Source organism: Microscilla marina ATCC 23134 (genome assembly GCF_000169175.1).
GTDB classification, from domain to species: Bacteria; Bacteroidota; Bacteroidia; order Cytophagales; family Microscillaceae; genus Microscilla; species Microscilla marina.
This window is the reverse complement of sequence record NZ_AAWS01000008.1, coordinates 53,029-78,165: the sequence shown is the minus strand read 5'-3', so window position 1 is coordinate 78,165 and position 25,137 is coordinate 53,029. Positions and strand designations below refer to the sequence as shown.

The window sequence follows — 25,137 nt, the reverse complement described above, 5'->3', positions numbered from 1 at the left end:
TCCACTGATTGACATCTGACTTAAATTAAAAGTCACCTCAAACTTGAGGTGGCTTTTTTCGATTATAAGTACAAAGTTACCTGAGTAGATGCTCAAATTGGCTAATCGCCAGGATTGGGCAAACGCTATTTAAAAAAATCTCCCACACCTACTGCTCACCTTTTTATTTCTTTGGTTACCCCTTTCATTAGCTGAAACCCCTGTGTAAGCACTTCAGCAAGCCTTTTGAGTTCGGTCACTGTCCAGTGAGGGTCATAAGCTGAGGCAGGTCGGTTGTTGCCTCCAAACAACTTATCATACACTTGATTGGTGAGCCTATCTTTTTGTTGGTTGCCCAAAAAAAACTTGTTTACACTACGGGCAATGTCGCCAAAGAGATGCCACGCTGCCAAAAACTGTAAACAGTTGAAGTCTGCCTGCGGGTTTGACAACCAACCAAGGGCAAGGTCCAGGTGGTGCAATACAGGAGGATCGGCTTCTAGTTGAATTTGTTTTGTGTGGGCATATTGTTTCAATGCTTCTTTGCTGGAAAAAGTGGGCAGGAACGACGGGGTTTCAAGGTAAACCAAGTTGTGATCGGCTTGCACCCAAATAAGGTATTGGTCGGTTTGATGCAGGCGAAACCAAAGAAAGTAATAACTTTTTTTCATTTTAAATTGAATGAATTTTAAATACACTCCAAAACTTTATCGAATAACCCAAGGGTGGCTTTAGATGTTTTTGAGGTTTGGAAAATTGGGTAACCATTTGAACACAGCAGCTACCAGGCGACTGGTTTTCCTATCAAAATTATTGCCATTTGTATCGATTATCAACTTACCTAAAGCCCATAAAAACAAACAGTTATGTCCTTCAACCGAAAATAATTATAGCCTCAAGCAACCTTTGACAGCAAGTGGGGTGTCTTAAAGGCAAATACATTGAACCATATAAAATACCATAAAAACCATGAATAAATTTAAACAACTGCATCACACCCAGGTGGTGGCAGGCTACCTGATCGTGCTCTTTTCTTTACTCTCTATGACTACCCTGCCGGTATTGGCACAAGATGCCGGAGGCGGTTTCAACCTTGCAGTCAAGCATACCGGCATAGGCTTTGGCAATTCTAAAAAGTTTAATGGCATTAGACTAAATTATCGTGACTACCGTCTACAAAAAGTCAATGGGCTCAATGCCACTATCTGGACACCCTATGATATGGAGCAGGGCGAAGGAGGCAACGTCAATGGCGTGGCCTTAGGCGTACCACTCACTGGCGCCCGCAACATTAGAGGCATTGCCGTGGGAGTTGGTGTAGGTGCCACCGAGTCGATATATGGAGTAACCGTGGGTGTGCTGGGTGCCGGAGCTGGACGCAACGTAGTAGGCTTGGTCAACCTGGGTGGACTGGGGCTAGGCGCCGGGCACAATGTAAGTGGCTTGCTAAATATAGGAGGGCTGGGGCTGGGCGCTGGCAAAAACCTGACTGGAATAAATGTGGGCGGTTTGGCAGCAGGTGCCGGAAAAAAAGTGCAAGGCATCAACATAGGCGGGCTTGCTGTAGGGGCAGGCAAAGAAATCACTGGGTTCAACCTGGGCGGTTTAGCCGTAGGCTCAGGGGGCAACGTCAGTGGAATCAATGCCAGTTTTGGGGTAATAGGCGCAGGCGACAAAGCACAAGGACTCAATATAGGCGGTTTAGCCGTAGGCGCGGGCGACAATATTGCAGGCATCAACCTAGGTGGGCTTGCCGTTGGAGCAGGTAAAAACGTATATGGAGTCTCAGCTTCGGCCATTGCAGTAGCCTCGGGCGAAAGAACCGTGGGGATAAACGTGGCTGGAATAGCCGTAGCTGCGGGTAGCCAGGTATATGGGCTTAACCTTGCCGGAATAGCCATAGGAGCAGGCGACGAGGTAAAGGGGATCAACATAGCTGGGGTAGCCGTAGGCGCCAAAAAACTCAGCGGGCTGTCAGCAGCATTGGTAGTAGGTGGCAAGTATGTACGTGGTGTTCACATAGCTCCTGCTTACCTCAATGTAGTAGATGGAGGTACTATGAAGGGGCTTGCCATTAGTGCATTTAACCACATCAAGGGTAAGCAAAAAGGGGTAACCATTGGTATCTTTAACTACGCCCGTAAGCTCAAAGGTTTTCAGTTTGGTTTGCTCAATTATGTCAGAGACAATCCTTTACTGCTTCGTTTAATGCCTATTATGAATTTTAGTTTCAAAGATTAGCGCATCGTTTTTAATGTACAATCAACCTCTGATCTGGCAAAAGCTGGGTGAGGGGTTGTCTGTTTTTACGATGAAGCCAATGCTCAATCAAGACCGAGTTTAGGGCTTGTTCCTTCTGGCGTTCCCAACGTTTTTTTTTCAAAAGACCTGGCTCATCACAAAAAACATTTCACGGGCAATTTGGCGACACCTTTCGTTGTACTGCTCGCTTTGTTGTGCAGTGTTGTCATAAGCCTTGGGGTCTTGGTAAGGCAATGAAAAACGCGCTTCAGCCCCGGTTACTATAGGGCAACCCTGGTCTGCCTGGGTACATACCATCAAAGCCGCAAAACTTTGGGTAGGGTTTGTGGCGTGCGTATACACTTTAGAGAAAGCTTCTATTGTAGGAAAATGGGCACCATAACGGCACTCATATACAGGGTTTTCGTCTGCACTTTGGCAAACAATCTCAATGCCTGCTGTTTGTAAGGCAGTTACAGCATTGGGGTGAAAAGCAGTAGACTCAGTTCCTCCCGAAAAGGAAGTAAACCTTTGAATATGATAAAAAGCAGCGGCTATCTGTAGCCAAATTTGTCCCAAATGGCTCCGGCGCGAATTGTGGGTACAAATCACTATTACCTGTACAAGCTGATTTGCATTCAGTTTTTGGCGAATGTATTGGCTCACTTCTTTGAGCTGGTGCTGACGCGTGGCAGGTATCTGTTCAAACTCTTGAGTAACCTCTGCCAAATAGGCCGCCAAACCAGGATAAAAAATGGAGGTTTTCATTGCTATAGTTATTTTAAAGTTGTGCAGGCAAGGTAGCAATAAACAACCAATAACAAAACACACTCAATAAGTAACAAGGTACAAGTAAGAAGGAACCTGTACCTTGAGGCATCATTTATTTACAAAATATAATCGGTACGCAAAAAGCTGGAATGTCCTTCTTTTACAATGCTCCGCACAATATCTTTGTTACTTTCCTGGTCTTTGGTGGCTACAATCGCCCGGATAGAAAACACCCGCAAAGCATCAGATACCGAAAGGGTGCCCTCTGCCGAATCTTTACGCCCATTGAAAGGAAACACATCGGGTCCCCGCTGGCATTGTGCATTGATGTTGATCCGGCTTACCTGGTGATACAATTCATCTATGAGCTCGGCAATCTTTTGAGGGTCACGCCCAAAAATACTTGCCTGCTGCCCAAAATTAGAGCTGACCACATACGCGATCACTTCCTCTATGTTGTCATAAGCCACCACTGGTACTACCGGGCCAAACTGCTCTTCGCGGTATACCCGCATTTGGTCATTGACTGGGTAAAGTATTGCCGGATGAAAATAGGTTTCGTTTACCTCGCCTCCACCATATCCGGCATTCACTACTTGTGCCCCGTGTCTTTCAGCATCCTTTACCAACCCTGCCAAATAATCGGTTTTGCCAGGTTCTGGTAATGGGGTAAGCTTTACCCCTTCGTCCCAGGGCATACCGGGCTTTAGGTGGTTTACTGCCTCGGTAAATTTACCTAAAAACTCTTCTACTATAGAGCGATGCACAAACAGAATCTTAAGAGCAGTACAACGTTGCCCGTTGTAAGACAAGCTCCCCGTAACACATTCGGCTACGGCATTCTCCATATCAGCATCAGGCAGTACAATGCCAGGATTTTTAGCGTCCAGTCCTAGTACCGAGCGCAACTTGTGGGGTTTGGGATGCATTTTTTTCAGGTCATTGGCGCCTTTATTGGTGCCAATAAAAGCAAAAGCGTCTACTTGCCCGGTTTCCATCAACGCCCCTACCGTATCTCTGCCCCGACCATAGATAATATTAATTACTCCTTTCGGAAAAATATCACAAAAAGCCTTGAGCAAAGGTCTGATCAGTAAAACCCCGTACTTGGCAGGCTTAAACACCACCGTGTTGCCCATGATCAACGCAGGAATTAAGGTGGTGAAGGTCTCATTCAACGGGTAGTTGTAAGGCCCCATACAAAGGGTAACTCCTAAAGGTACTCGACGAATTTGGGCAATGACACCGCTTTCTATTTCAAATTTTGACGAACGCCTATCCAGGTCTTTCAGGGCATTGATGGTGTCTTGAATGTATGTAACCGTGCGGTCAAACTCTTTGGTAGAGTCAGCCAGGGTTTTGCCAATTTCCCACATCAGCAACTTCACTACTTCATCGCGTTGTTTTTGCATTTCAGTTACAAACACCTCCATATATTGAATGCGTTCTTTTACTTTAAGCGTAGGCCAAAAGCCTTGTCCTTTATTGTATGCTTTGTGGGCAGCGGTCAGGGCTTCCAGCGACTCTTTGGAGGTAAGCAAGGGACTGCTACCAATTATTTTTTGCTGATAGCCTTCCATTGTCTCAATGCATACTGGCGACTGCACCTGGTTCATTGGTCCCTGCCACTGGCGAAGTTCCCCATCAATCAGGTACTCGCGCTGTTCTATAAATTCATTGATTTGATATTGGGTAGGAATGTCTTGTGCCGCCGGAAATATGCTCGGCATAGTAGTAATTGTATCCATTTTTTGATTGTATAATTTTTATATTGATATTCTAAATTCACCATCAAAAAGCTTGTTTTCCGATAAAAAACAAAACACTCAACTACTCTTTATTGATATTTTTGCATTTAAAATTCACTTATTGCACAATATGAAGGTTATTTTTAATTTTTCTACACAGAATAAAATTTAAATTAAATCAAAAAAAACAATACTACATTTAATCATAACAAACAAAAACAGCATAAAATTAAGTTAAATAATATTTTACAAAACAAAAACCAACACAGGCAATAAAATAAGTAAACACAAAATGCATGGCAACCACCTGTATTTTAATTAAACTAAGTAAATGTGATTTATACGGCTTTAGGCATACACATACATTTGCCTGATAAAACCAACCAACAAAGCCTTCCGTACACACAGATATTGGCTTGCAAGGAGCACTATCACCAGTTTGTAACAAGCATTGCCAAGCTATGAAATATATTATTGAGCTAATAAAAAACAATCACTATGCAGTTAGAAACCATTTACCAAAGCAGGTATCAATCCATTGCTGTAGAGAAAAGCTTACAACTAGGGCATCAGGAGTGGTACCAAGACACGGTTGATATGAGTGATGATGAATACCGTAAAGACCTTGGACAGTTGGTACGCAAATTAGAGCGCCAAAAAATCCCCCAAAAGTGGCTAATTAATTTAAGTGGGTTTCATTATATCATGAGTCCCGAAATGCAAGAATGGCACAGCCTAAACGTATTCCAAAAGATATTTGTAGGGCAAGAGTTTTACTTTGCTGTGCTCAGCAATGGAGATTTTGTCAATGACCTGGCGGTAAGCCAGACTTTTGACGAAACAGGGAATTTAATTTTAACTACCAAGTATTTCAAAGAAGAAACACCTGCCTACGCCTGGTTGCTCGACTTTGCTTAGCATCTCGCTTTCACGCTTAAACTATAAAACCTCCTGGCTTACTTTTTCCAAGAAACCAAGGAGGTTTTTGTTTGATTATACACGGTTTTCCCTTCATCGATTCACCCTTCTTTTCAGTTTAGCTCCTCTTAGTAATAGTGCCAAAATAAATTTACATTTTTAACGTCATCTTTCGCTGACAGAATTCGTTAAAAAAACTTGCCTTAGCGCTGCTATGACGCCGTCCCGCAGGACTGGCTCAACATCCACTGGATATTGCCCTGCCTCTCCTGACAACAAAATATTTTGACGTTACTATAGAACTTTATTTTTACACCATTCCTTAGGGCTACGCATCTACCCCCAAAAGCACATTAGAAACATTGACTTCAAACAAGTACTTGGCTATCTGTATTCTCTCCTGTCAATTATCCCTTAAAAATAGTTAAAAGTTAGAAAATTTATAGAACTTTGCAACCACGATATGACAAACACAATCACAGAAGAATTATAAAGAATAAAACAGACTTTATTATATGTACTACAATTCCATCATCGAAACAATAGGAGATACTCCTTTGGTAAAGCTTGGCAAGATAGCTGAGGGTATCAAAGGAACTATATTGGTAAAAGTAGAATACTTTAACCCTGGCAACTCAGTAAAAGACCGCATGGCCATTAAAATGGTAGAGGATGCCGAAAAAGCCGGATTGCTTAAACCAGGGGGCACCATTATAGAAGGTACATCAGGTAATACCGGAATGGGGCTGGCACTGGCGGCTTGCGCCAAAGGATACCGTTGTATTTTTACTATGGCCGATAAACAGTCTCAGGAAAAAATAGATATACTAAGAGCTGTAGGTGCCGAAGTACACGTATGCCCCACCAATGTAGCCCCCGAAGACCCTCGCTCTTATTACTCAGTGGCAAGCAAGCTCAACGAGGAAATTCCTAACTCGTTTTATCCCAACCAATACGACAATATGTCAAACTCAGTGGCCCATTATGAGACCACTGGCCCTGAGATATGGAAACAAACCGAACACAAAATCACTCATTTTGCGGCAGGTGTGGGTACGGGTGGCACCATTTGCGGTACCTCTAAATACTTGAAAGAACAAAATGCCAATATTGTATCGGTAGGAATAGATACGTATGGTTCGGTATTTAAAAAATATAAAGAAACCGGCGAATTTGACGAAAACGAGATTTACCCTTACCTGACTGAAGGCATTGGCGAAGATATTTTGCCTAAAAATGTAGATTTTAGCATGATTGACACCTTCGTAAAGGTAACCGACAAAGACTCTGCAATTATGACCCGACGCCTGGCGCGCGAAGAAGGGCTGTTTGTGGGTTGGTCGTGTGGGGCTGCCGTATATGGTGCCCTGGAGTATGCCCGTGAAAACCTCAAAGAAGAGGACACAATGGTGATTATACTGCCTGACCATGGTACCCGCTACCTTGCCAAAGTATACAACGACGAGTGGATGCGTGCGCATGGTTTCTTAGAGGAGCGCTCTTTTGCTACAGCACGCCACATTGTATCGCGCAAAAACGGAAGTGGCAAGCTGGTTACTATAGACAAAAACTGTAAAGTGGCTGACGCTATTTCTACGATTACCAAAGAAGGAATTTCTCAGATTCCGATTACAGATGGTGAACATATTGTAGGTAGTTTGAGTGACTCTAAGATTTTGGCTAAATTGATAGAGTCGCCCGACATCAAAAATCAATCCATAGACACTTTTATGGACAAACCGTTTACCTTTGTGGCGATGGACAACACCGTAGATGTGCTGTCATCGTTGATCAACAAAGACAACCCTGCCCTGATGGTACGTGACGATGAAAACCAAATCCATATCATCACCCAAGCCGATTTGCTTACTGCAATGACAAGTTAAAACGGGTTTGTTTCTCTAAAAAGGTAAAAGCCTTGATAGTTGGTGAGCTATCAAGGCTTTCTTTGTTTGGGCAAGACGTGGTACTGAGTGCTCCAGAGTTAAAAGCCCCGACAGGTAACTACCCTTTTATATCACGTTGATTTTCAGTAACTTATAAAAATCGCAGTTAAAAAATTACTCGGTTTACCTATACTCAGCCTGGGAAGTTACATTTTATTTCTGGATTGGTTAATGCTGCTCTTCACGCACAATCAAAGTAAGGTTGCGAATGTTTTTCACCCGATACTTTACCCCTTTGCGCTTGCTGGGCAAGGTAAAACCTATTTGAATATCAAGCAGTTGTATGCCTTTAGGCAAATCGCGGTGATAATAGTGACGATCAGATATTTGGGTAATGATAAACCCTTCAATATCAAATTGTTCTATGATCATTTTCTCTACCTCTTCTTCGGTAAAATTGGTGGTATTCATCAACTCTTCCATAAGCGATTTTACGCAGTTTTTTTACGCCTGTAAAAATCTGGCATTTTTTTATAAAATCAATGGATTATCAAGTAAAATTAGCGATAAGTAATAGGGTACACTGTAGAACTTGTTGCCTCAAAAAACTGACTGTATAATTTCTATAAACAATTCTTACCTTAACTTAAGCATTACCAATGTAAGTACGGCAAGTATGACACCCACTACCCAAAAGCGGGTCACAATTTTGGCTTCGTGATACCCTTTTTTCTGGAAGTGATGGTGCAAAGGAGCCATCAGGAAGACGCGCTTTCCTTCGCCAAATCTCTTTTTGGTATATTTAAAATAACTTACCTGAATGATTACCGAAAGGTTTTCGGCTAAGAAAATACCGCACATCAAAGGAATCAACAACTCTTTGCGTACCGACAAGGCAAGCACGGCAATGATCCCTCCCAGCGAAAGGCTGCCCGTGTCGCCCATAAATACCTGGGCAGGGTAAGAGTTGTACCACAAAAAGCCAATGCAGGCCCCCATCAGTGCCGAACAAAAAATTACCAGTTCGCCCGAATTGGGAATATACATAATGCCCAAATATTTAGAAAAGATAGCATTGCCCGATACATAGGCAAATATAGCAAGTGTAACCGCTATGATTACCGAGGTGCCCGCAGCAAGCCCATCTACCCCATCGGTAATATTGGCACCATTAGATACAAACGTGATAATAAATATAGCTACCATCACATACAAGACCCAAGTAAGGCTTTTGGGCAAAAACGGAATGATTTTGCCGTAGTCCAGTTCGTTGTTTTTAAAGAAAGGTACGTTTACAGCATTAGACTTTACGTCTTTGTACCGTTCCTGGTAGCCATCTACAGGTACCGATATGTTGTACTCTTGAGTAGCAGGGTTGTAATACTGGCGGACTTTTACATTTTCGTTAAAGTAAAGCACCAAGCCTACAATCAAGCCCAACCCCACTTGCCCAAAAATTTTATACTGTCCCTTGATTCCCCGATCGCCAACCAACCAGCTTCTTTTCTTTTTTACCAACTTGGTGTAGTCATCCAAAAAACCAATGAAACCCAGCCAAAGCGTAGAAATCAATAACAAAATAACATACACATTGTCCAAACGGGCAAACAACAGCGTAGGAATTACAATAGAACCAATAATGATGAGCCCTCCCATAGTAGGCGTCCCTTGCTTGCTATCTTCGCCTGGCAAACCCAATACCCTGCTTTGCTCTTTTACCTGCATTTTTTTGAGTAGGTTGATCAGGCGTCTGCCAAAAATTGCCCCAATCAGCAAGGAAATCATAATGGTCATACTTGCCCGAAATGAGATGTATTTGAACAAAGTAGCGCCCGGAAACTGGTAATTGCTTTCTAAGTAATCGAATAAGTAGTATAACATTGAGTTTGCTTGTAGTTTAGATGTCGTTTCCCGTAAAGGGTATTTTCGTTTAGTTTTTATTGTTTGTTATCACTCACAAGTAAGGGTAATTTAAGTAGTAGCAGCATGAGCTACTTATGTGCGCTATTTTACTGCAAAATGCCTTAAGCACTAGCCGATCGTCAAACGGATGACGTACCCCGGCAATCTCCTGGTAAGTTTCGTGTCCTTTGCCTGCCACCAAAATAATGTCTTGTTTTTGGGCTAGTTCACAGGCTTTTCTGATGGCATCCTTTCGGCTTGCAATCAGCGAGGTTTTAGGTTCATCATCAATAGAGACCCCCTCCTGCATGTCTTCCAGTATTTGCATAGGCGGCTCATTTCGCGGGTTATCTGAAGTAAAAATAACCACATCGCTGTATTGGCAGGCAATCTGAGCCATGATAGGGCGTTTGCTGGCGTCGCGGTTGCCCCCACACCCTACTACCGTAATAATTTTTTGTCCGCTTTGACGCAATTCAAAAATGGTTTGTAATACATTTTCCAAGGCATCGGGGGTATGCGAGTAGTCGACAACCCCAGTAGCGCCCGATTCGCCAATAATTTTCTCAAACCTGCCTGGAACCGACTGCAAACCCGACAGCAAAGTAAGCGTTTCGGTGGTATCTTCGCCCAAAAGTACTGCAATGGCATAAATGCCCAACAAGTTGTAAGCGTTAAAATAGCCAATCATCTGAAACCACACCTCCACATCATCTATCTCCATAAACAACCCCTGCAGCGAACTCTCTACCACCCTTGCCTTAAAGTCGGCAAATTGCTTGAGGGCAAAAGTGCGTTGGGTTTTGGCCACAGTATTTTGCAGCATTACCATGCCACGTTTATCGTCTGCGTTTATCAAGGCAAAAGCCGTAGGCGGCAGCTGATCAAAAAACTGTTTTTTGGCGTTGATATAATTGGCAAAAGTTTCGTGAAAGTCTAAATGATCATGCGAAATATTGGTAAAAGCCGCTCCCGTAAAATGCAACCCAGCAATGCGCTCTTGTACCACTGCATGCGAGCTTACCTCCATAAAGCAATGTGTACACCCTGCTTTTACCATTTCGGCAATCAGGCGATTGAGTTCCAGTGGGTCGGGCGTAGTAAGCCGGGCAGGTAAGGCAGTATCGTCAATGTAGTTTTGAATGGTAGACAATAATCCCACCCGGTAACCAAACTTACGAAACAATTGGTGTAACAGGGTTACCGTAGTAGTTTTGCCGTTGGTACCTGTAATCCCCACCAGCTTGAGCTTTTTCGAGGGATGATCATAATAATTAGACGCCAGCCAGCCCAACGCTTTGGCGCTATTGGCTACTTGAATATAAGTGGCCGAATCGCTCAGGTTTTTGGGGAACGTTTCGCATACGACGACTTTGGCACCCAACGCTACCGCTTGCCCAATGTATTGGTGTCCGTCTGCCTGTGTACCTTTTACTGCTACAAACAAGTCGTTGGCTTGTACCTTACGAGAGTCAAAATGAATGTTTTCAATAGATTCAGGAGCGTTTCCTCTGGTTTGGATAACTTCTATATGATGGAGTAATTGTTTTAAATTAGTCATTGCCTGTCATTCTTCTAATAGTGTTTTACCTCATGAGTTACTGAGTAGTATTGTCGAGGTAAAATTTATTGCAAGGTAAGAGAAAAAATGGCAGATTGTAAAACTGGCTTTAGGTTTTTTTGCATAAGATAAGACGAAAGTCAGACAAGGCTGGATAAAATCATTATCAAGCTTTTTTACCTTGGCGGTAACGGTCAAACCCTCCCAATTGCCACAAATACAACTTACCCTTTAGTTTTATCAGCTTCACCGCTTGCTGAAAGCTTACCTTGCCCCGAAAAACAATGCGCAAGTCAATGGTTTGTAATGACTTACCGTAGCGTTTCGAGGCATCTACTACCACCTTGTCAAACTTGACCATTTTCCAGTTAATTTTAAAAGATTGTTGTTTTTGTGCCACCCAATGGGCAATGCGTTGTTGGTACAGTTGGTCACTCTCTGCCCTTTTTTTGTTGATATAATTAGGGTAGTGATTGATCAGGTCTGAAACCATCATAGCTGTAGCACGATCGGTAAACAAAGCAGCCATTTGATCGGGCTTGAACTGTTGATAGTTTTGCACCACCTTTTGGGCAAATGCTTGGGGCGACAACTGCTTGGGCTGGCAACTGTTAAGCCAGCACCCCAAGACTAAGAACACCCATGTTTTAGCGTACAAAAATAAAGATTTGCGCATCTCCTGATGGGTTTATTGTGGGTGATAAACTACGCCAATGAGTACGCCATTTTTATACGTTGGCACTAAATTATACTCATCTTTTTTCAGGCAAAACTCGATGTCTTCGTCTAGCCCCAGGCGCTGCAGACGGTTAAAGTGTAAGCCTTCTTTCAAAAACTCCTCCATATTGGTTTCGTGGGTTTGGTAAAGGCTTTGTACGGCTACTGCCGAATCGTTTGCCAGTTCAGTTTCGTTTGCCAGCAAATGAGCCACCGCCCCCGCAAAAAGGCTGTCTTCGGTGTTGATGCGCCCCTTCCATCCAGCACAAAGCAGTAAAATATCCTGGCTTTGGGCACGCAAATATGCTACTACCGCCGACATATTAATAAATGCGCCAATAATAATTTCGTGCGCTGCTATAGATTTGGTAATTGCCAGCGTACCATTACTGGTAGTCATGGCCAGTTGCTGCCCTGAATAATCGTGCTTGAGGTAGTTGAGCGGAGAGTTGCCCAAATCAAAACCACCCGGCTTTTTACCATTGCGTTCAGCGGCTGTCAGGTAACCTTTTTCTTTCAATGCCGAGCACTCTTTGAGTGTAGCCACTGGGGTAATACGGCTGATCCCATTGGCAAGTGCCGATACCATGGTAGTGGTTGCTCTGAATACGTCTATTACTACTACCACCTTGCCTTCCAGCGAATAATGCTGTAGTAAGTCGGGGGTAAGACAAACTTCTAATTGTTTCATTCTCAGTTGTTAGCTTGTATAGGAATTAAATGTTTTTGAGTGGGTAAATCAAGTAAATCATCGTTGATAACTTGTCACCGCTTGGCGATTTAGATTTATACACAAAAACTCCCCCTTCAGTAAAATAAAGGGGGAGTTTTTGACTTGTCGTCTGAAGCTTGTCGCCTAAATGAATGGCAATTTAATCACCTCAGCCTTAAGTTGTTTGTTGCGTACCTGCACCATTATTTCATTGCCTGGTTTGCTTAGTTCTTTGGTTACATAACCCAAGCCAATGCCAATATTGAGCGAGGGAGACATAGAGCCAGAAGTTACCTTGCCTATGTTTTTGCCATCGGTGTCCAGCAATTCGTAACCGTGGCGGGGAATGCCCTTATCTACCATCTTAAAAGCTACCAACTTGCGTTTGACACCTTCTTCTTTCTGTTTTTTAAGCGCTTCAGAGTTTACAAAATCTTTGGTAAACTTAGTGACCCAACCCAAACCAGCCTCTAGTGGCGAGGTAGTATCATCTATGTCGTTGCCATACAAACAATATCCCTTTTCAAGACGCAAAGTATCGCGTGCTCCCAAGCCAATGGCCTGAATGTGGTAGTCTTTGCCTGCTTCAAATATTTTGTTCCAAATAGTTTCGGCGTGCTCATTAGGAACATATAGTTCTACTCCGCCCAAGCCAGTGTAGCCAGTTGCCGAGATAATAACGTCGGGCACTCCAGCAAAAGTAGCTTTCTCAAAAGTGTAAAACTTCATATCGTCTAGTTTTACGTCGGTAAGCGACTGTAGGGCTTGAGTGGCTTTAGGGCCTTGTATAGCAAGCATAGAGGTTTGGTCAGACAAGTTGGTCATCTCTACCCCATAAGTATTGTGTTTACTTATCCAATCCCAGTCTTTTTGTACATTAGAGGCGTTTACTACCAGGTAATATTCATTTTCGGCAATCATATAAATCACCAAATCATCTACAATACCGCCCTGGTCGTTGGGTAGGCAAGAGTATTGCACCCTGCCAGGGTAAAGCTTAGAAGCATCGTTTGACGATACTTTTTGGATAAGGTCTAGCGCTCCTTCGCCTTTGAGCAAAAATTCGCCCATGTGCGATACATCAAACACCCCTACGTTTTCACGCACCGCAAAGTGTTCTTCTTTGTCTGAAGTATAACGAACGGGCATAGAGTAGCCAGCAAACTCTACCATTTTACCCCCTAGAGCTACGTGAATGTCGTTGAGGGCAGTTTGTTTTAAATCGGTGGTTTTTAAATCCATAATTATATAAAAGCTAAAGGAGTTTGATTCAATAAATGTCCAGCTTTGGCAAAAGTACTCTCAACAGATAAAGAGCGTCACCGCGAAAACGAACAGTTATTACGATCAGGTTCCAAAATGTCAATTCTTTAGTTGAAAAAAATAGAAACACCAACACCCTGTCAAGACGAAATGCTCTTTAGTCGTGTGTTTCAGTTTCAATTTTAGGGCTTTTTTTGTTGGAAACCAACCACAGATAAATTTCTGCTCAGATGTGGGTAATTTTGTGTAAAAAAATGGCGAGAGATTTTTATATTTTTGCTGGATTATTGGAAATTTTCAAAACTTCGCTGGCTTAAGGCGTAGCGCAGTGTAACTTAAGCCTACTCTACCCAGCTAAAAAAATATCACCCTCGCCTGTGTGTCTTCACCATAGCCGTCAGGCTACTATCTTTTTTATCCCTGAAACATCTTTCAGTATCCAAATTTTGGCGATTCGATCAGCGTGTGGGGATACTCGCTGAGGCGGTGACGGTATTTTTAAGTGATTTTTTTACTATGCTCCTCCCTGACAGGTGTTGGTCTGGCTAAAGCCTTAAGACCAACACGGGGAAGTTGTTTTTTGGGTTGAATTGTCTACAACAGCATCTTTCGCTGGTTAAGGCATCACTTATGCCTGGCAGGTGTTGGTCTGCCTAAAGCCTTAAGACCAACACGAGGAAGTTGTTTTTTGGGTTGAACTGTCTACAACAGCATCTTTCGCTGGCTTAAGACATCACTTATGCCTGACAGGTGTTGGTCTGCCTAAAGCCTTAAGACCAACACGAGGAAGTTGTTTTTTGGGTTGAACTGTCTACAACAGCATCTTTCGCTGGCTGATTAGGTCTTTTACGCGGTTTTTCTGATTATATATTGTCAAACCAAACAAAAAAGCCCTGTCTTTGATCAAAACAGGGCTTTTTGGAATTTATTTGCAATTGATAGCTAATCACTACTCTTTTGCTTCATCTGTAATCATAATTGCCGGAATCTGTTTTTGCGCTACCAAGTTGTTAAATTTAGGCACATCCTGACTGATGACCCCTTTCAGTTTGTTGAGTTGCACATTAATTTTAGCTGTAAGATCTTTTTTTACCTGCACCAAGCCACGGGTAGGTCTGCTGTCGGCAAAGCCAGCATAAGTGGCCAGTGTACTTAGTTTGTTGTTTAGGCGAATGGGGTAGTTCAAGGGATCTTGTGGACTACGGTTTTGGGTTTGGTACAATGCCTTCTCTATAGTACTTATCTTCTTGATCATTGCCTTGCCCATTTCCTTGACATCCTTCATTTTGTCGTTGTCACCCAGGCGAGCCATTACCCCACCAATGTCTTTTTTCATCTTGCGGATTTGCTTGATTGCCTGGTGGGTTTCGGTGAGCTTGTCACGTACTTCTACCAAAAACTTAAACTGTGCTTCAAGGTCGGCCTGCGATGCCTCAATGCGTGGGTCTTTGACAATCTCAAATTCCTGCGTTTGGGTTTTACCTGCGGCCGTTAGATGCACCTTGTATTTGCCTGGCACAGCCTTTGGGCCTTTGGTGCCACCAAACCATAACACCATGCCCTTGAAGCGTTCGGCACCCTCATAGCGCATATTCCAGCGAAAGCTGTTGCTGCCTTTTTTTACCTTGAGTTTTCTTACGGTTACCCCATTTTCTTTGCGTGGTTTTTTACTCTTATTCTTTTGGGTGGTGTACTTAGCAATCAACTTACCATTGCCATCCATCAACTCTAATGTGACAGGTTGGTCTTTGCCCGGTTTATCTTTAAGATAATAGCGAATGCTCACCCCACGCGAAGCCCCACCACTGTAAGTGCTGTTTGGTTTGAACAAATAAGCGGTGCTTTTCTTTACCTCATCGTTGAACTGGTGCAAAGGAGTCAAATCGTCTAAAATCCAAAAAGCACGCCCTTGAGTAGCGGCAATCAAATCGTTGTTTTTGATGGCAAGGTCAGTAATAGGCACTTGGGGCAGGTTCAACTGAAGTGACTTCCAATTAGCCCCATCGTCCAGCGACATATACACGCCATACTCAGTGCCAGCATACAGTAAACCTTTGCGTTTGGGGTCAGCCCTTAGTACCCTGGTAAAATGGTTGTCCTTGATTCCGTTGGTAATTTTCTTCCAGGTTTTGCCATAGTTGGTAGTTACATACAAATAAGGTTTAAAATCGTCTAACTTGTAGCGCGTGCCCGCGATATAGCAACCACCCTTGATGGTTGGGTGAGGCTCTACGCTGTTAATCATCACCCACTCAGGCATTCCTTTAGGCGTTACATTTTTCCAGGTTTTGCCCCCATCACGGCTCACGTGCATCAAACCATCGTCTGAACCTGCCCATAACAAGCCTTTTTCGTAAGGCGATTCGCAAGCCGCAAAAATAGTCCCGTAATACTCTACACTGGTGTTGTCTTTGGTGATAGGCCCCCCCGACGATTTCATCTTGGTAGTGTCGTTTCTGGTCAGGTCGCCACTTATTTTTGTCCAGCTATGCCCACCATCGGTCGTTTTAAACAACACCTGAGCAGCAGTGTACAAGGTTTTAGCATCGTGTGGAGAAAAGAAAATAGGAAAGTTCCATTGAAAGCGGTATTTCAAGTCTTTGGCGCCCCAGCCCATAGGGTTGTCTGGGTATACATCTACCGATTTGAACTGCTTGGTTTTGTGGTTCATCTTGATCAAAAAGCCGTCATAAGAACCACCATATACAATGTCATTATTGGTAGGGTCAGCCACAATGTGCCCACTTTCGCCCCCAGCGGTACTTTCCCAAGCGCGTATGTTGCCAGGGCGTGCCGTGCTCAATATTCTAATGGCACTGTTGTCTTGTTGTCCGGCATATAGCCTATAAGGGTAATGATTGTCAACCGATACTCTGTAAAACTGCGCGGTGGGTTGGTTCATATAAGTAGACCAACTTGCCCCGTGGTTTTTAGACACTTGCGCTCCTCCATCATCTGCCACAATCAGGTGTTGGTTGTTATCAGGCGAAATCCACAAGTCGTGATGGTCGCCGTGAGGTGTTTTAATAGACTGGTAGGTTTTACCTCCGTCTTTTGAGCGATGAAAACGAACATTGACCACATACACCATGTCCAGGTCTTTGGTATCGGCGTAAATGCGGCTATAGTACCAGGCACGTTGGCGTAGTTTACGCTCACTATTTACTTTTATCCAGGTTTTGCCGGCATTGTCAGAACGAAAAACACCTCCGTTTTTGTGCTCTATAATCGCCCATACCCGATTAGAGTTCACCGGAGACACCGTTACCCCAATCACACCTAACAAGCCCTTGGGCAACCCCTGCGATTTTTTGTGTAAATTTATCCAATTATCGCCGCCATCGGTACTTTTCCACAAGACAGAACCTTTGCCACCACTCTCAAGGCTATATGGGGTTCGGCGGACGCGCCAGGTACTGGCATATACTACACGAGGGTTGTTGGGGTCAAGAATGAGGTCAAAGGCCCCTGCGTTTTCATTGGCAAACAAAATCTTTTTCCAGGTGTTGCCTCCATTCATCGAGCGATACACCCCCCGCGCTGGATGAGGGCCAAACAAGTGCCCCAAAGCAGCCACATACACTATGTCAGGGTTTTTTGGGTGGATGCTGATGCGTCCAATATGGCGCGATTCCTTCAAGCCCATGTGCTTCCAGGTTTTACCACCGTCTACCGATTTCCACACTCCGTCGCCGTGCGATACATTGCCTCGAACAGTGGTTTCGCCTCCACCTACATAAATTACATTATTGTCATATTCGCTTACTGCGATGGCTCCTATAGAGCCTCCAAAAAAGCCATCAGAGATGTTTTTCCAGGTAGTACCAGCATCGTTGGTTTTCCATACACCACCGCCAGTCACTCCCATATAGTACAAATCAGGCTTGCCCGGTACTCCGGTAACTGCAGCGGCTCTTCCGCCTCGGTTAGGGCCTATGTTGCGCCATTTCATTGACTTAAAATATTGCTTTACAGTACTTTCAGGCGTATTTTTATTGTTTTTTTTCTTTTTGCGTTGCGCCTCAGCCGTGGTAATTATACCAAGGCTCAGCACCCACATGATACACAATAGATTCCATTTTATTGGGTAGCGTTTATTCATTATGTCGTTGTTTTATAAAATATTCTAATAGGGTATTTAAAATTAGGAATTAAATACTTAAGGCAAGGCTCTTAAGAAATAATTAACAAGTGATGACGCTTACAATAGTCCATAGTATTTAGGCGATAGCTTCTACAGCCTAAAGCTATTAGCCCTTAGCTTTAAGCTGGTTTGCAAGCATGCTACCTGTTTTATAATACACTGATTTTTAATGGCTTATAAAATCGGCAGATGGAAGTCCATAGCCGATTCGAGTAAATGTTCACCTTGTTAAATGCTGTAAACCAGTATTTTATATTAAGATTGCTTACTCACTTTATTTTTAAAAGTGTTTCGGTTTTACGCCTAAACACCCAATTAAATAGTTTTTAAATTCATCAATAACTGATAACCAGCAACCAGCTTTGACTAAAATCACTGCGGAGTATTGAGCTTACCAAACCAGTAAATAATATTTTATGTATGTAGTGTCTGGTGTACTTAAGAGGAGCAAAGAAAGTTCATCGATTTTTTCACTTGCAGGAGATTTCGCTTATCTTCGTTTCGAGCGTGCACTCAAACATTGTAACTTAAATAAGTTTGTTTTTCTGAAAGGTAATTGCTTGGGTTGGTGGTTGTTTGCCGATCAAAACAAGAGGTCATCTACCTCGGAAGAGAGGCTTTATTCTACCTTCGGCTAAGCGTTCTTTTTGTCCATTCCTAAAAAAAGTAATATGTGGAATCAATCGATTTATTTAAAAGCCATCGAGTTTGCCGGAGATGCACACATTGCCCAAAAAATACCTGGAAGTAATCGTTCGTATACTACCCACCTGGCAAGGGTAGCTATGGAAATAATGACTGCCTGGGTACAAAGCCCGGTTAAATTTGACGCAGACTATGCCCTACAATGTGCCCTGTTACACGATACTATAGAAGATACAACGGTGACTTATGCACAGGTAGCCAAGGTTTTTGGCCAAGAGGTAGCAGACGGAGTAATGGCACTTACCAAAAACGACAAGTTGCCAGGCAAAGAAGCACAAATGGAAGATAGTTTACGGCGCATTTTACGGCAACGTACCGAAGTACGCATGGTGAAAATGTGTGATCGAATAGACAACCTTAGCGAGCCTCCTTATTATTGGGATTCCCCCAAGAAGCACCGCTACCAACAAGAGGCACGGGTGATATTAAATACTTTGCAAGGGGTGAACCCTTATATCGAACAACGTTTGCAAGAAAAAATAGCCCATTATTCTATTTACATCGACGAAGCATAAAAAGGACTATAGAGCAACAGGCATATTTACTTGTTGCCCCTTATAAAAAAAGCCAGGCGTATGCTTACCTGGCTATACTGAAGAGTTTTGCGAACGCAGTTTTTTTGCCACTGTTTGGCGGGTCGTACCCGTTAGGTCAGCAATATCTTGTTGCGACAAAAGGTTGAACACATTATAAGCAATCCCTCTTTTGTCTGCTACTTCGTGAGACAGCTCTTTTTGCAGGTTTTCGATGCGGGCTTCAATATTGCCACGGGTCATGTACAACAAGCGGGTTTCTGCCTTGCTCCATCGGCCTACTACCGTAATATTGAACCACTCAGACACAGTAGGGTCGTGTACAATTAAGTGTTTGAAAAACTTAAGTTCAAATACTGAGGTTTTGGCACCACTGATGGCTTGAGCAAACTCAAAAAACGGTACATCTTCGCCCAGGTAGTTTAAGTTACCAAAAGTTTCGCCGGGGGTTAGAATATCATAAATCACTTTTTCACCATTGTTGGCATAGCTTCCTATTTTTACTACTCCCGATTCTATCAGATAAATATAGTTTTGAGGAGAGTTGGGCAAGTAAACGTACTCCCCTTTTTCAAACTCTTTGAGCTTTACCTTATCGTTCATATCATACTTAGCAGAAGTAGTAAGGTAGTTGTATAATGAAAAATCCTGTGTTAGAGCCATAGTTTATCAGATATTCTTTGAGTCATACTAATAAGTTAACTACCGCAAGAGGCTTGCCTCCAAGTTTTGCGAAGTTTAACATACATATACGAAATATAATGAGTTTGTGCGACGGCCCTATTCATAGGTAGTTCGGCCAATGATACTGCGTCCCAGGGTTATTTCGTCGGTGTACTCCAGTTCGCTGCCAATGGGCACTCCTCTGGCAATAGTGCTTATTTTAATTTGATGTTCCCGTAGTTTTTTGGTAAGATAAAAAGTAGTAGTGTCGCCTTCCATTGTAGGGCTAAGCGCAAATATCACTTCCTTAATTTCTGATTTGGCCACCCTTTCCAGCAAAGAGGTAATGTGCAAGTCTATAGGCGAGACTCCTTCCATAGGAGAAATAACTCCTCCTAACACATGGTAAAGCCCCTGGTATTGGGCTGTATTTTCTATTGCCAACACATCTTGGGAGTCTTCTACTACACACAATAATGTACGGTCACGCTTGTTGCTATTGCAAATATTGCAGGTGGGTGTATCGGAAATGTGGTGGCACTGGTTACAATACACAATGTCGCGGCGTAATTTCAGGAGTGTGTCGGTCAGTGCAACCGTTGATTTTTCATCTTGCTTGAGCAAATGAAAAACTAATCGCAAAGCAGTTTTTTTGCCTATGCCAGGCAATCCGGCGATCTGGTCTACTGCATCCTCGATTAGTTTAGAAGAAAATATCATAAAGTACTTTAAGAAAGTAAACAGAGGTAATGAACAATCATTCAAAAGTAAGTCCATCCAAAGAAAAAAACCGACAGGTTTTGCCGGAGTTGTCTTAAAAACCTGTCAGGCTTTTGTCCGCACCTCTGGATAAGTTTGTATGGACTGGATTACTTTCATAATGATTATTATAAATAACACTCGAATAATAATTGCCTGCTTTTGTGTTGATTTGCCAAAAGCGAGACATTTATTGTAGGGGTGTGTTATCGGTCGTTATACAATTTCAGCCGAGATTCCACGGTCGCAGATGGCGTCACGCATGGGGCGCAGCTTATTGAACTCACCTACTTTTACCGAACATTTGCCTTTGTAATGGATAATCCAAGTACATTGCTCGGCTTGTTCGGGGGTGTGGTTACACACTTCAATAAGGGTGTTAATTACATGATCAAATGTGTTAATATCGTCATTGAATACTGTAAGCTGACGTTCTTCTACCGTTACAACTTCTTCTTCCAGAAGTTCGAGTTCTTGAGTTTGTGACATGGTTCTTTCGAGTTTTAAACTAAGATTTAGCAAAATTAAAAAAAAATCAGGAGTTTTGGCAGTTGAGATTTAAATAAATTTTTTTTGGAAAACTTGTATAAAAGGCTTATTGATAGTTTTTTGGCAAGTGATGATGACTGTTTTTACCCCCAAATCTATGACCCCCGAACTCGTCTTTACTGTAGTGCTTGCCTATTTTTTGGTGTTGCTGCTCATTTCAGCGGTTACTTCCCGTGGTAGCAATTCACAATCTTTTTTTACTGCCGACAAACAATCTCCCTGGTATTTGGTGGCGTATGGTATGATTGGCGCCTCATTGTCGGGGGTTACCTTTATATCAGTACCAGGTGCGGTGCTTTCCAATCAATTTGCCTACTTTCAGATGGTGCTGGGGTACTTATTGGGGTACTTGATCATAGGTGCGGTGCTTTTGCCTTTGTATTACAGGCTTCAGTTGGTGTCTATTTATGCCTACCTTGAGCAACGCTTTGGGTTTTGGTCGTATAAAACAGGCGCCTTTTACTTTTTACTTTCGCGTACTATAGGGGCTTCGTTTCGTTTATTTTTGGCAGCAATGGTGCTACAACTGGGGCTATTTGAGGCTTGGGGAGTAGCTTTTTGGCAAACCACCATCATTAGCATTGTACTCATCTGGATTTATACTTATCGGGCGGGCATCAAAACCATTGTATGGACAGACACCCTTCAAACCACTTTTTTGCTGTTGGCAGCAGTCGTAAGTATTTATCTCATGAAAGAAGACCTGCAGTGGAGCTATAGTACCCTGGCGCAAAAAATAGACAAGAGTTCATTTTCAAAAATATTTTTCTGGGAAACCAATTCTCCTAAATATTTTTTCAAGCAGTTTTTTGCGGGCGCCTCTATTGCAGTGGTAATGACGGGGCTAGACCAGGATATGATGCAGAAAAACTTGACTTGTCGCAGCCTCAAAGATGCCCAAAAAAACGTTTTTTGGTTTAGCATTGTCTTGGTCATTGTCAACTTCATCTTTTTGTCTCTGGGAGCCTTGCTGTATGTGTATGCCGCCGAAAAAGGCATTCAGTTGCCCACCCAAACCGATAAAGTATTTCCTTTCCTTGCTTTCAATCATTTTGGTTTGTTTGCTGGTGTTTGCTTTTTACTGGGCATTATTGCGGCCACTTATTCCAGCGCCGATTCGGCACTCACTGCTTTAACTACCTCTTTTTGTGTAGATTTTCTCGATGCTGACAAGAAAGAAGAAGCCACCCGCCAGCGAATGATTCGACGGGTACACATCGTTTTTTCGGGGGTGTTGGTAGTGGTGATCGTGTTGTTTAAAGCAATTCAAGACGCCCACCCTGAGAGCAACGTTATTGGCAGCTTATTTACTGCGGCGGGCTATACTTATGGGCCTTTGCTGGGTTTGTTTACCTTTGGTATGCTCACCAAAACCGCCGTAAAAGACCGTTGGGTTCCTTTGGTGTGTGTGGCGTCTCCGGTGCTGTCTTACGTTCTCAACCTTTATTCAGCCACTTGGTTCAATGGTTTTAAATTTGGCTTTGAAATACTCATTGTCAATGGCATCATTACTTTTTTAGGCTTGTGGTTGTTGTCTACGGGTAAATCAGAATAGTTGAGAATTACGAATTACGAATTTGAGAATTACGGGTTAGTCAATTACAAATGGATCAATTACGAATTACGAATTGGGCAAAGCCATTCGTAATTTAGTCCAGAGTCAGTTTGAGAATTACGAACCGACCGGAGGGAGCTCTGCGTAAGCTAATTACGAATTGGGCAAAGCCATTCGTAATTTAGTCCGGAGTCAGTAGACTGTAGTTTTTTAGCGTCGCTTGCGCTCATTCGTAATTCGTAATTGATCCATTCGTAATTTAGTCCGGAGTCAGTAGACTGTAGTTTTTTAGCGTCGCTTGCGCTCATTCGTAATTCGTAATTGATCCATTCGTAATTTAGTCCGGAGTCAGTAGACCCTAGTTTTTAGCATCGCTTGCGCTCATTCGTAATTCGTAATTGATCCATTCGTAATTAAACCATTCGTAATTCGTAATTTAGTCCGGAGTCAGTAGACCCTAGTTTTTAGCATCGCTTGCGCTCATTCGTAATTCGTAATTTAGTCCGGAGTCAGTAGACCCTAGTTTTTAGCATCGCTTGCGCTCATTCGTAATTCGTAATTTAGTCCGGAGTCAGTAGACCCTAGTTTTTAGCATCGCTTGCGCTCATTCGTAATTCGTAATTGATCCATTCGTAATTAAACCATTCGTAATTTAGTCCGGGGTCAGTAGACTGTAGTTTTTTAGCGTCGCTTGCGCTCATTCGTAATTCGTAATTGATCCATTCGTAATTAAATCACGTTTCATTAAAAGAAATATCCCCCGTTTTTTCGTTGCGTCTGCCCTTGCCTCGTCCCATCCACTTTTCCTTGTCAGCCATACGTACAATGGCAGGAGTAAACTTTCCTGCTACGGTTACCAATGCCTGTTGCATTTGCATTACCTCATCAATGTTCTTATACGCCATAGGAGCCTCGTCGAGGTCGCCCCCGATTAAAGTTACCCCATTTTGCTTGAGCACCCGCTGCACATCGTCTTCGTCGAGGGTTTTCTTGGCTTGGTTGCGCGAAAGTTGTCTGCCTGCCCCGTGCGATGCCGAAAAAACTGCCTCAGCCTTGCCCTTGCCCTGCACCAAATAGCCAGGGGCAGTCATAGACCCCGGTATAATGCCCCATTCGTTTTCGTGGGCAGGAGTGGCACCTTTGCGGTGAACAATCACCTCGGTACCATCGGCGAGTTGGTCGCGCCAGGCAAAGTTATGGTGGTTCTCTATCATTTTCAGGGGTTGGGTTTCCAGCGACTGCGCCATTCTTTTATGAATTTGGTGGTGGTTTGCCGAGGCATACTCACCCGCCAGGTTCATCCCAATCCAATACTCCTGCCCCTCTTGGGTGTTGAGGTCGAGCCAGGCAAGGTGGCGGGCGTGCTTGGGCAGCTTGGTTTTTTCCATCGCAATGTTGGTATAGTGCCCCGCAATGTTTGCCCCAAAACCCCGCGATCCCGAATGCGACAACAAGGCAAGATACTGACCTTTGGGCAACCCCAGCTCGGAGTTGTCTTCCAGTATGTCTATAGTGCCCCATTCTACAAAATGGTTGCCCGTGCCCGAACTACCAATTTGCTGAATGGCTTTGCGCTTTAGGTCACGGATTACCTTGGTTTCTCTCCAGACAGGTTTATCAAATAAATCATCGTGCATGGGCTTTTCAAAACCCTTGCCTGTGCCAAAGCAAGTATTTTTGAGCAATAAGTTTTTCAAGTGATTGCGTTTTTTGCTGAGGTAGTCTGCCTCCAGCTCAAACACCGACAAACACATGCGGCAGGCAATGTCTACCCCTACTGCATAGGGTATTACCCGATCGTGTTGGGTGGCAAGCACCCCGCCAATGGGCAAACCATACCCCTGGTGGGCATCGGGCATGAGGGCACCCGCCAACGAAATGGGCAGTTGCATGGCTGTATCCATTTGCTTGATTGCCCCTGCTTCTATTTTTTCTTTGCCAAACACGGGGTAAGGCAGTGGTTCGGGCTTGAGCTCGTATTGGGCTTCGTCTTGCCGCTTGAGGTCGTTGGCGGGTTGGTGTTCTTTTACCTTTTGGGCAAGCGCATCAAAAGGAGGTTCGGTGTAATTATCGGGGTGGTCGAGCAGGTCTTGCAACAAGGGCAAGAGCGCTTCTTTGCTCGATTGTTTTTGTCCGATCAACTTATTGGCAATTTTCCCGGCAAGCTTGAGCAGGGGAACTTCGTAATAGCCAATTTTTTTTAAATCCTGATTTCTGATTTTGGTTCTTCTCACGTAATCTAATGGTTAAATTGTATAGCCCTATGGTTTGCAAAGCATATAGTTTTGGGCAGCTGGCAAGCCTAAGTTAGTAAAATTGTGGGGGATGGGCAAGGGGGCGAGCAAAGCCCTGGCTTTATTCTCAAATATGATAAAACAAGTAACTATGCCTGTCCAGGGTTTTCTTATAAAAGGATCTTTAGGAGAATATACCCCCGAAAAACCATATTTCCGCCTCGGACAGTGTCTCCACGCCCGATCGAAACCTCGTGCTTTGCAAGTTTCAGAGAGGTTGCTCATTTTTTATAAGAA

Annotated in this window: 21 protein-coding genes; 5 read left to right on the top strand and 16 right to left on the bottom strand. The window is 43.4% G+C overall.

The window, feature by feature from the left end; genetic code table 11:
- Positions 1-155: 155 nt before the first annotated feature.
- Complete coding sequence (locus tag M23134_RS08750; protein ID WP_002695557.1) at positions 156-650, bottom strand: hypothetical protein; 495 nt, start codon at positions 648-650, stop codon at positions 156-158.
- A 298-nt stretch (positions 651-948) separates the two neighbouring features.
- On the opposite strand from M23134_RS08750, the gene M23134_RS08740 reads away from it, so the two are divergent.
- Positions 949-2,220 carry a hypothetical protein gene (locus M23134_RS08740; RefSeq protein ID WP_002695555.1) on the top strand — a complete coding sequence of 424 codons (1,272 nt, stop codon included), beginning with the start codon at positions 949-951 and terminating at the stop codon, positions 2,218-2,220.
- Positions 2,221-2,358: 138 nt separating this feature from the next.
- On the opposite strand, the gene M23134_RS08735 is transcribed toward M23134_RS08740, so the two are convergent.
- Positions 2,359-2,988 (bottom strand): low molecular weight phosphatase family protein, encoded by a 630-nt coding sequence (locus M23134_RS08735; RefSeq protein ID WP_002695553.1) that lies wholly within the window; start codon positions 2,986-2,988, stop codon positions 2,359-2,361.
- Positions 2,989-3,107: 119 nt separating this feature from the next.
- On the bottom strand, positions 3,108-4,739 hold the full coding sequence (locus tag M23134_RS08730; RefSeq protein ID WP_002695552.1) for an NADP-dependent glyceraldehyde-3-phosphate dehydrogenase: 1,632 nt from the start codon (positions 4,737-4,739) through the stop codon (positions 3,108-3,110).
- 498 nt (positions 4,740-5,237) lie between these two features.
- On the opposite strand from M23134_RS08730, the gene M23134_RS08725 reads away from it, so the two are divergent.
- Both M23134_RS08725 and M23134_RS08720 read left to right on the top strand, forming a co-directional pair.
- Positions 5,238-5,657 (top strand): hypothetical protein, encoded by a 420-nt coding sequence (locus M23134_RS08725; RefSeq protein ID WP_002695549.1) that lies wholly within the window; start codon positions 5,238-5,240, stop codon positions 5,655-5,657.
- 515 nt (positions 5,658-6,172) lie between these two features.
- Complete coding sequence (locus M23134_RS08720) at positions 6,173-7,543, top strand: cystathionine beta-synthase (RefSeq protein ID WP_002695548.1); 1,371 nt, start codon at positions 6,173-6,175, stop codon at positions 7,541-7,543.
- 228 nt (positions 7,544-7,771) lie between these two features.
- Here the strand turns inward: M23134_RS08720 and M23134_RS08715 are convergent, their stop codons facing one another.
- The 7 genes from M23134_RS08715 to M23134_RS08685 all read right to left on the bottom strand — a co-directional run bounded on the left by M23134_RS08715 (position 7,772) and on the right by M23134_RS08685 (position 17,800).
- Complete coding sequence (locus M23134_RS08715) at positions 7,772-8,026, bottom strand: hypothetical protein (RefSeq protein WP_002695547.1); 255 nt, start codon at positions 8,024-8,026, stop codon at positions 7,772-7,774.
- Between the two features lie 153 nt (positions 8,027-8,179).
- Positions 8,180-9,424, bottom strand: a complete 1,245-nt coding sequence (gene mraY / locus M23134_RS08710) for a phospho-N-acetylmuramoyl-pentapeptide-transferase (RefSeq protein WP_002695546.1) — start codon at positions 9,422-9,424, stop codon at positions 8,180-8,182.
- Between the two features lie 73 nt (positions 9,425-9,497).
- Positions 9,498-11,006: a UDP-N-acetylmuramoyl-L-alanyl-D-glutamate--2,6-diaminopimelate ligase gene (locus M23134_RS08705; protein ID WP_002695545.1), complete on the bottom strand. Its 1,509-nt coding sequence runs from the start codon at positions 11,004-11,006 to the stop codon at positions 9,498-9,500.
- A 166-nt stretch (positions 11,007-11,172) separates the two neighbouring features.
- Positions 11,173-11,682, bottom strand: coding sequence for a hypothetical protein (locus tag M23134_RS08700; protein WP_045113254.1), 510 nt, complete (start codon positions 11,680-11,682; stop codon positions 11,173-11,175).
- A gap of 12 nt (positions 11,683-11,694) precedes the next feature.
- A complete protein-coding gene (locus M23134_RS08695) occupies positions 11,695-12,414 on the bottom strand; it encodes a 2-phosphosulfolactate phosphatase (protein ID WP_002695540.1) in 720 nt (239 codons plus the stop codon).
- Between the two features lie 165 nt (positions 12,415-12,579).
- The gene (gene gcvT, locus M23134_RS08690; protein ID WP_002695538.1) at positions 12,580-13,677 is read right to left on the bottom strand and encodes a glycine cleavage system aminomethyltransferase GcvT; all 1,098 of its coding nucleotides are present in this window, start codon (positions 13,675-13,677) and stop codon (positions 12,580-12,582) included.
- Between the two features lie 970 nt (positions 13,678-14,647).
- Positions 14,648-17,800: a WD40/YVTN/BNR-like repeat-containing protein gene (locus M23134_RS08685; protein WP_157558400.1), complete on the bottom strand. Its 3,153-nt coding sequence runs from the start codon at positions 17,798-17,800 to the stop codon at positions 14,648-14,650.
- A 713-nt stretch (positions 17,801-18,513) separates the two neighbouring features.
- Between M23134_RS08685 and M23134_RS08680 the strand changes: the two genes are divergently transcribed.
- Positions 18,514-19,062 carry an HD domain-containing protein gene (locus M23134_RS08680; protein ID WP_002695532.1) on the top strand — a complete coding sequence of 183 codons (549 nt, stop codon included), beginning with the start codon at positions 18,514-18,516 and terminating at the stop codon, positions 19,060-19,062.
- Positions 19,063-19,134: 72 nt separating this feature from the next.
- On the opposite strand, the gene M23134_RS08675 is transcribed toward M23134_RS08680, so the two are convergent.
- The 3 genes from M23134_RS08675 to M23134_RS08665 form a co-directional block, all read right to left on the bottom strand.
- Positions 19,135-19,743, bottom strand: a complete 609-nt coding sequence (locus M23134_RS08675; protein ID WP_002695530.1) for a Crp/Fnr family transcriptional regulator — start codon at positions 19,741-19,743, stop codon at positions 19,135-19,137.
- Between the two features lie 117 nt (positions 19,744-19,860).
- Positions 19,861-20,463, bottom strand: a complete 603-nt coding sequence (gene recR, locus M23134_RS08670) for a recombination mediator RecR (RefSeq protein ID WP_002695527.1) — start codon at positions 20,461-20,463, stop codon at positions 19,861-19,863.
- A gap of 255 nt (positions 20,464-20,718) precedes the next feature.
- Positions 20,719-20,991 (bottom strand): ATP-dependent Clp protease adaptor ClpS, encoded by a 273-nt coding sequence (locus M23134_RS08665; RefSeq protein WP_002695523.1) that lies wholly within the window; start codon positions 20,989-20,991, stop codon positions 20,719-20,721.
- A gap of 157 nt (positions 20,992-21,148) precedes the next feature.
- Here M23134_RS08665 and M23134_RS08660 point away from each other — a divergent pair, with 157 nt between their 5' ends.
- The gene (locus M23134_RS08660; protein WP_045113285.1) at positions 21,149-22,606 is read left to right on the top strand and encodes a sodium:solute symporter; all 1,458 of its coding nucleotides are present in this window, start codon (positions 21,149-21,151) and stop codon (positions 22,604-22,606) included.
- A 149-nt stretch (positions 22,607-22,755) separates the two neighbouring features.
- Here the strand turns inward: M23134_RS08660 and M23134_RS41010 are convergent, their stop codons facing one another.
- The 3 genes from M23134_RS41010 to M23134_RS08650 all read right to left on the bottom strand — a co-directional run bounded on the left by M23134_RS41010 (position 22,756) and on the right by M23134_RS08650 (position 25,125).
- Positions 22,756-22,914, bottom strand: a complete 159-nt coding sequence (locus M23134_RS41010; RefSeq protein ID WP_157558399.1) for a hypothetical protein — start codon at positions 22,912-22,914, stop codon at positions 22,756-22,758.
- A gap of 426 nt (positions 22,915-23,340) precedes the next feature.
- Positions 23,341-24,840, bottom strand: coding sequence for an RtcB family protein (locus tag M23134_RS08655; protein WP_002695519.1), 1,500 nt, complete (start codon positions 24,838-24,840; stop codon positions 23,341-23,343).
- 27 nt (positions 24,841-24,867) lie between these two features.
- Positions 24,868-25,125 (bottom strand): hypothetical protein, encoded by a 258-nt coding sequence (locus M23134_RS08650; protein ID WP_002695517.1) that lies wholly within the window; start codon positions 25,123-25,125, stop codon positions 24,868-24,870.
- Between the last annotated feature and the right edge of the window lie 12 nt (positions 25,126-25,137).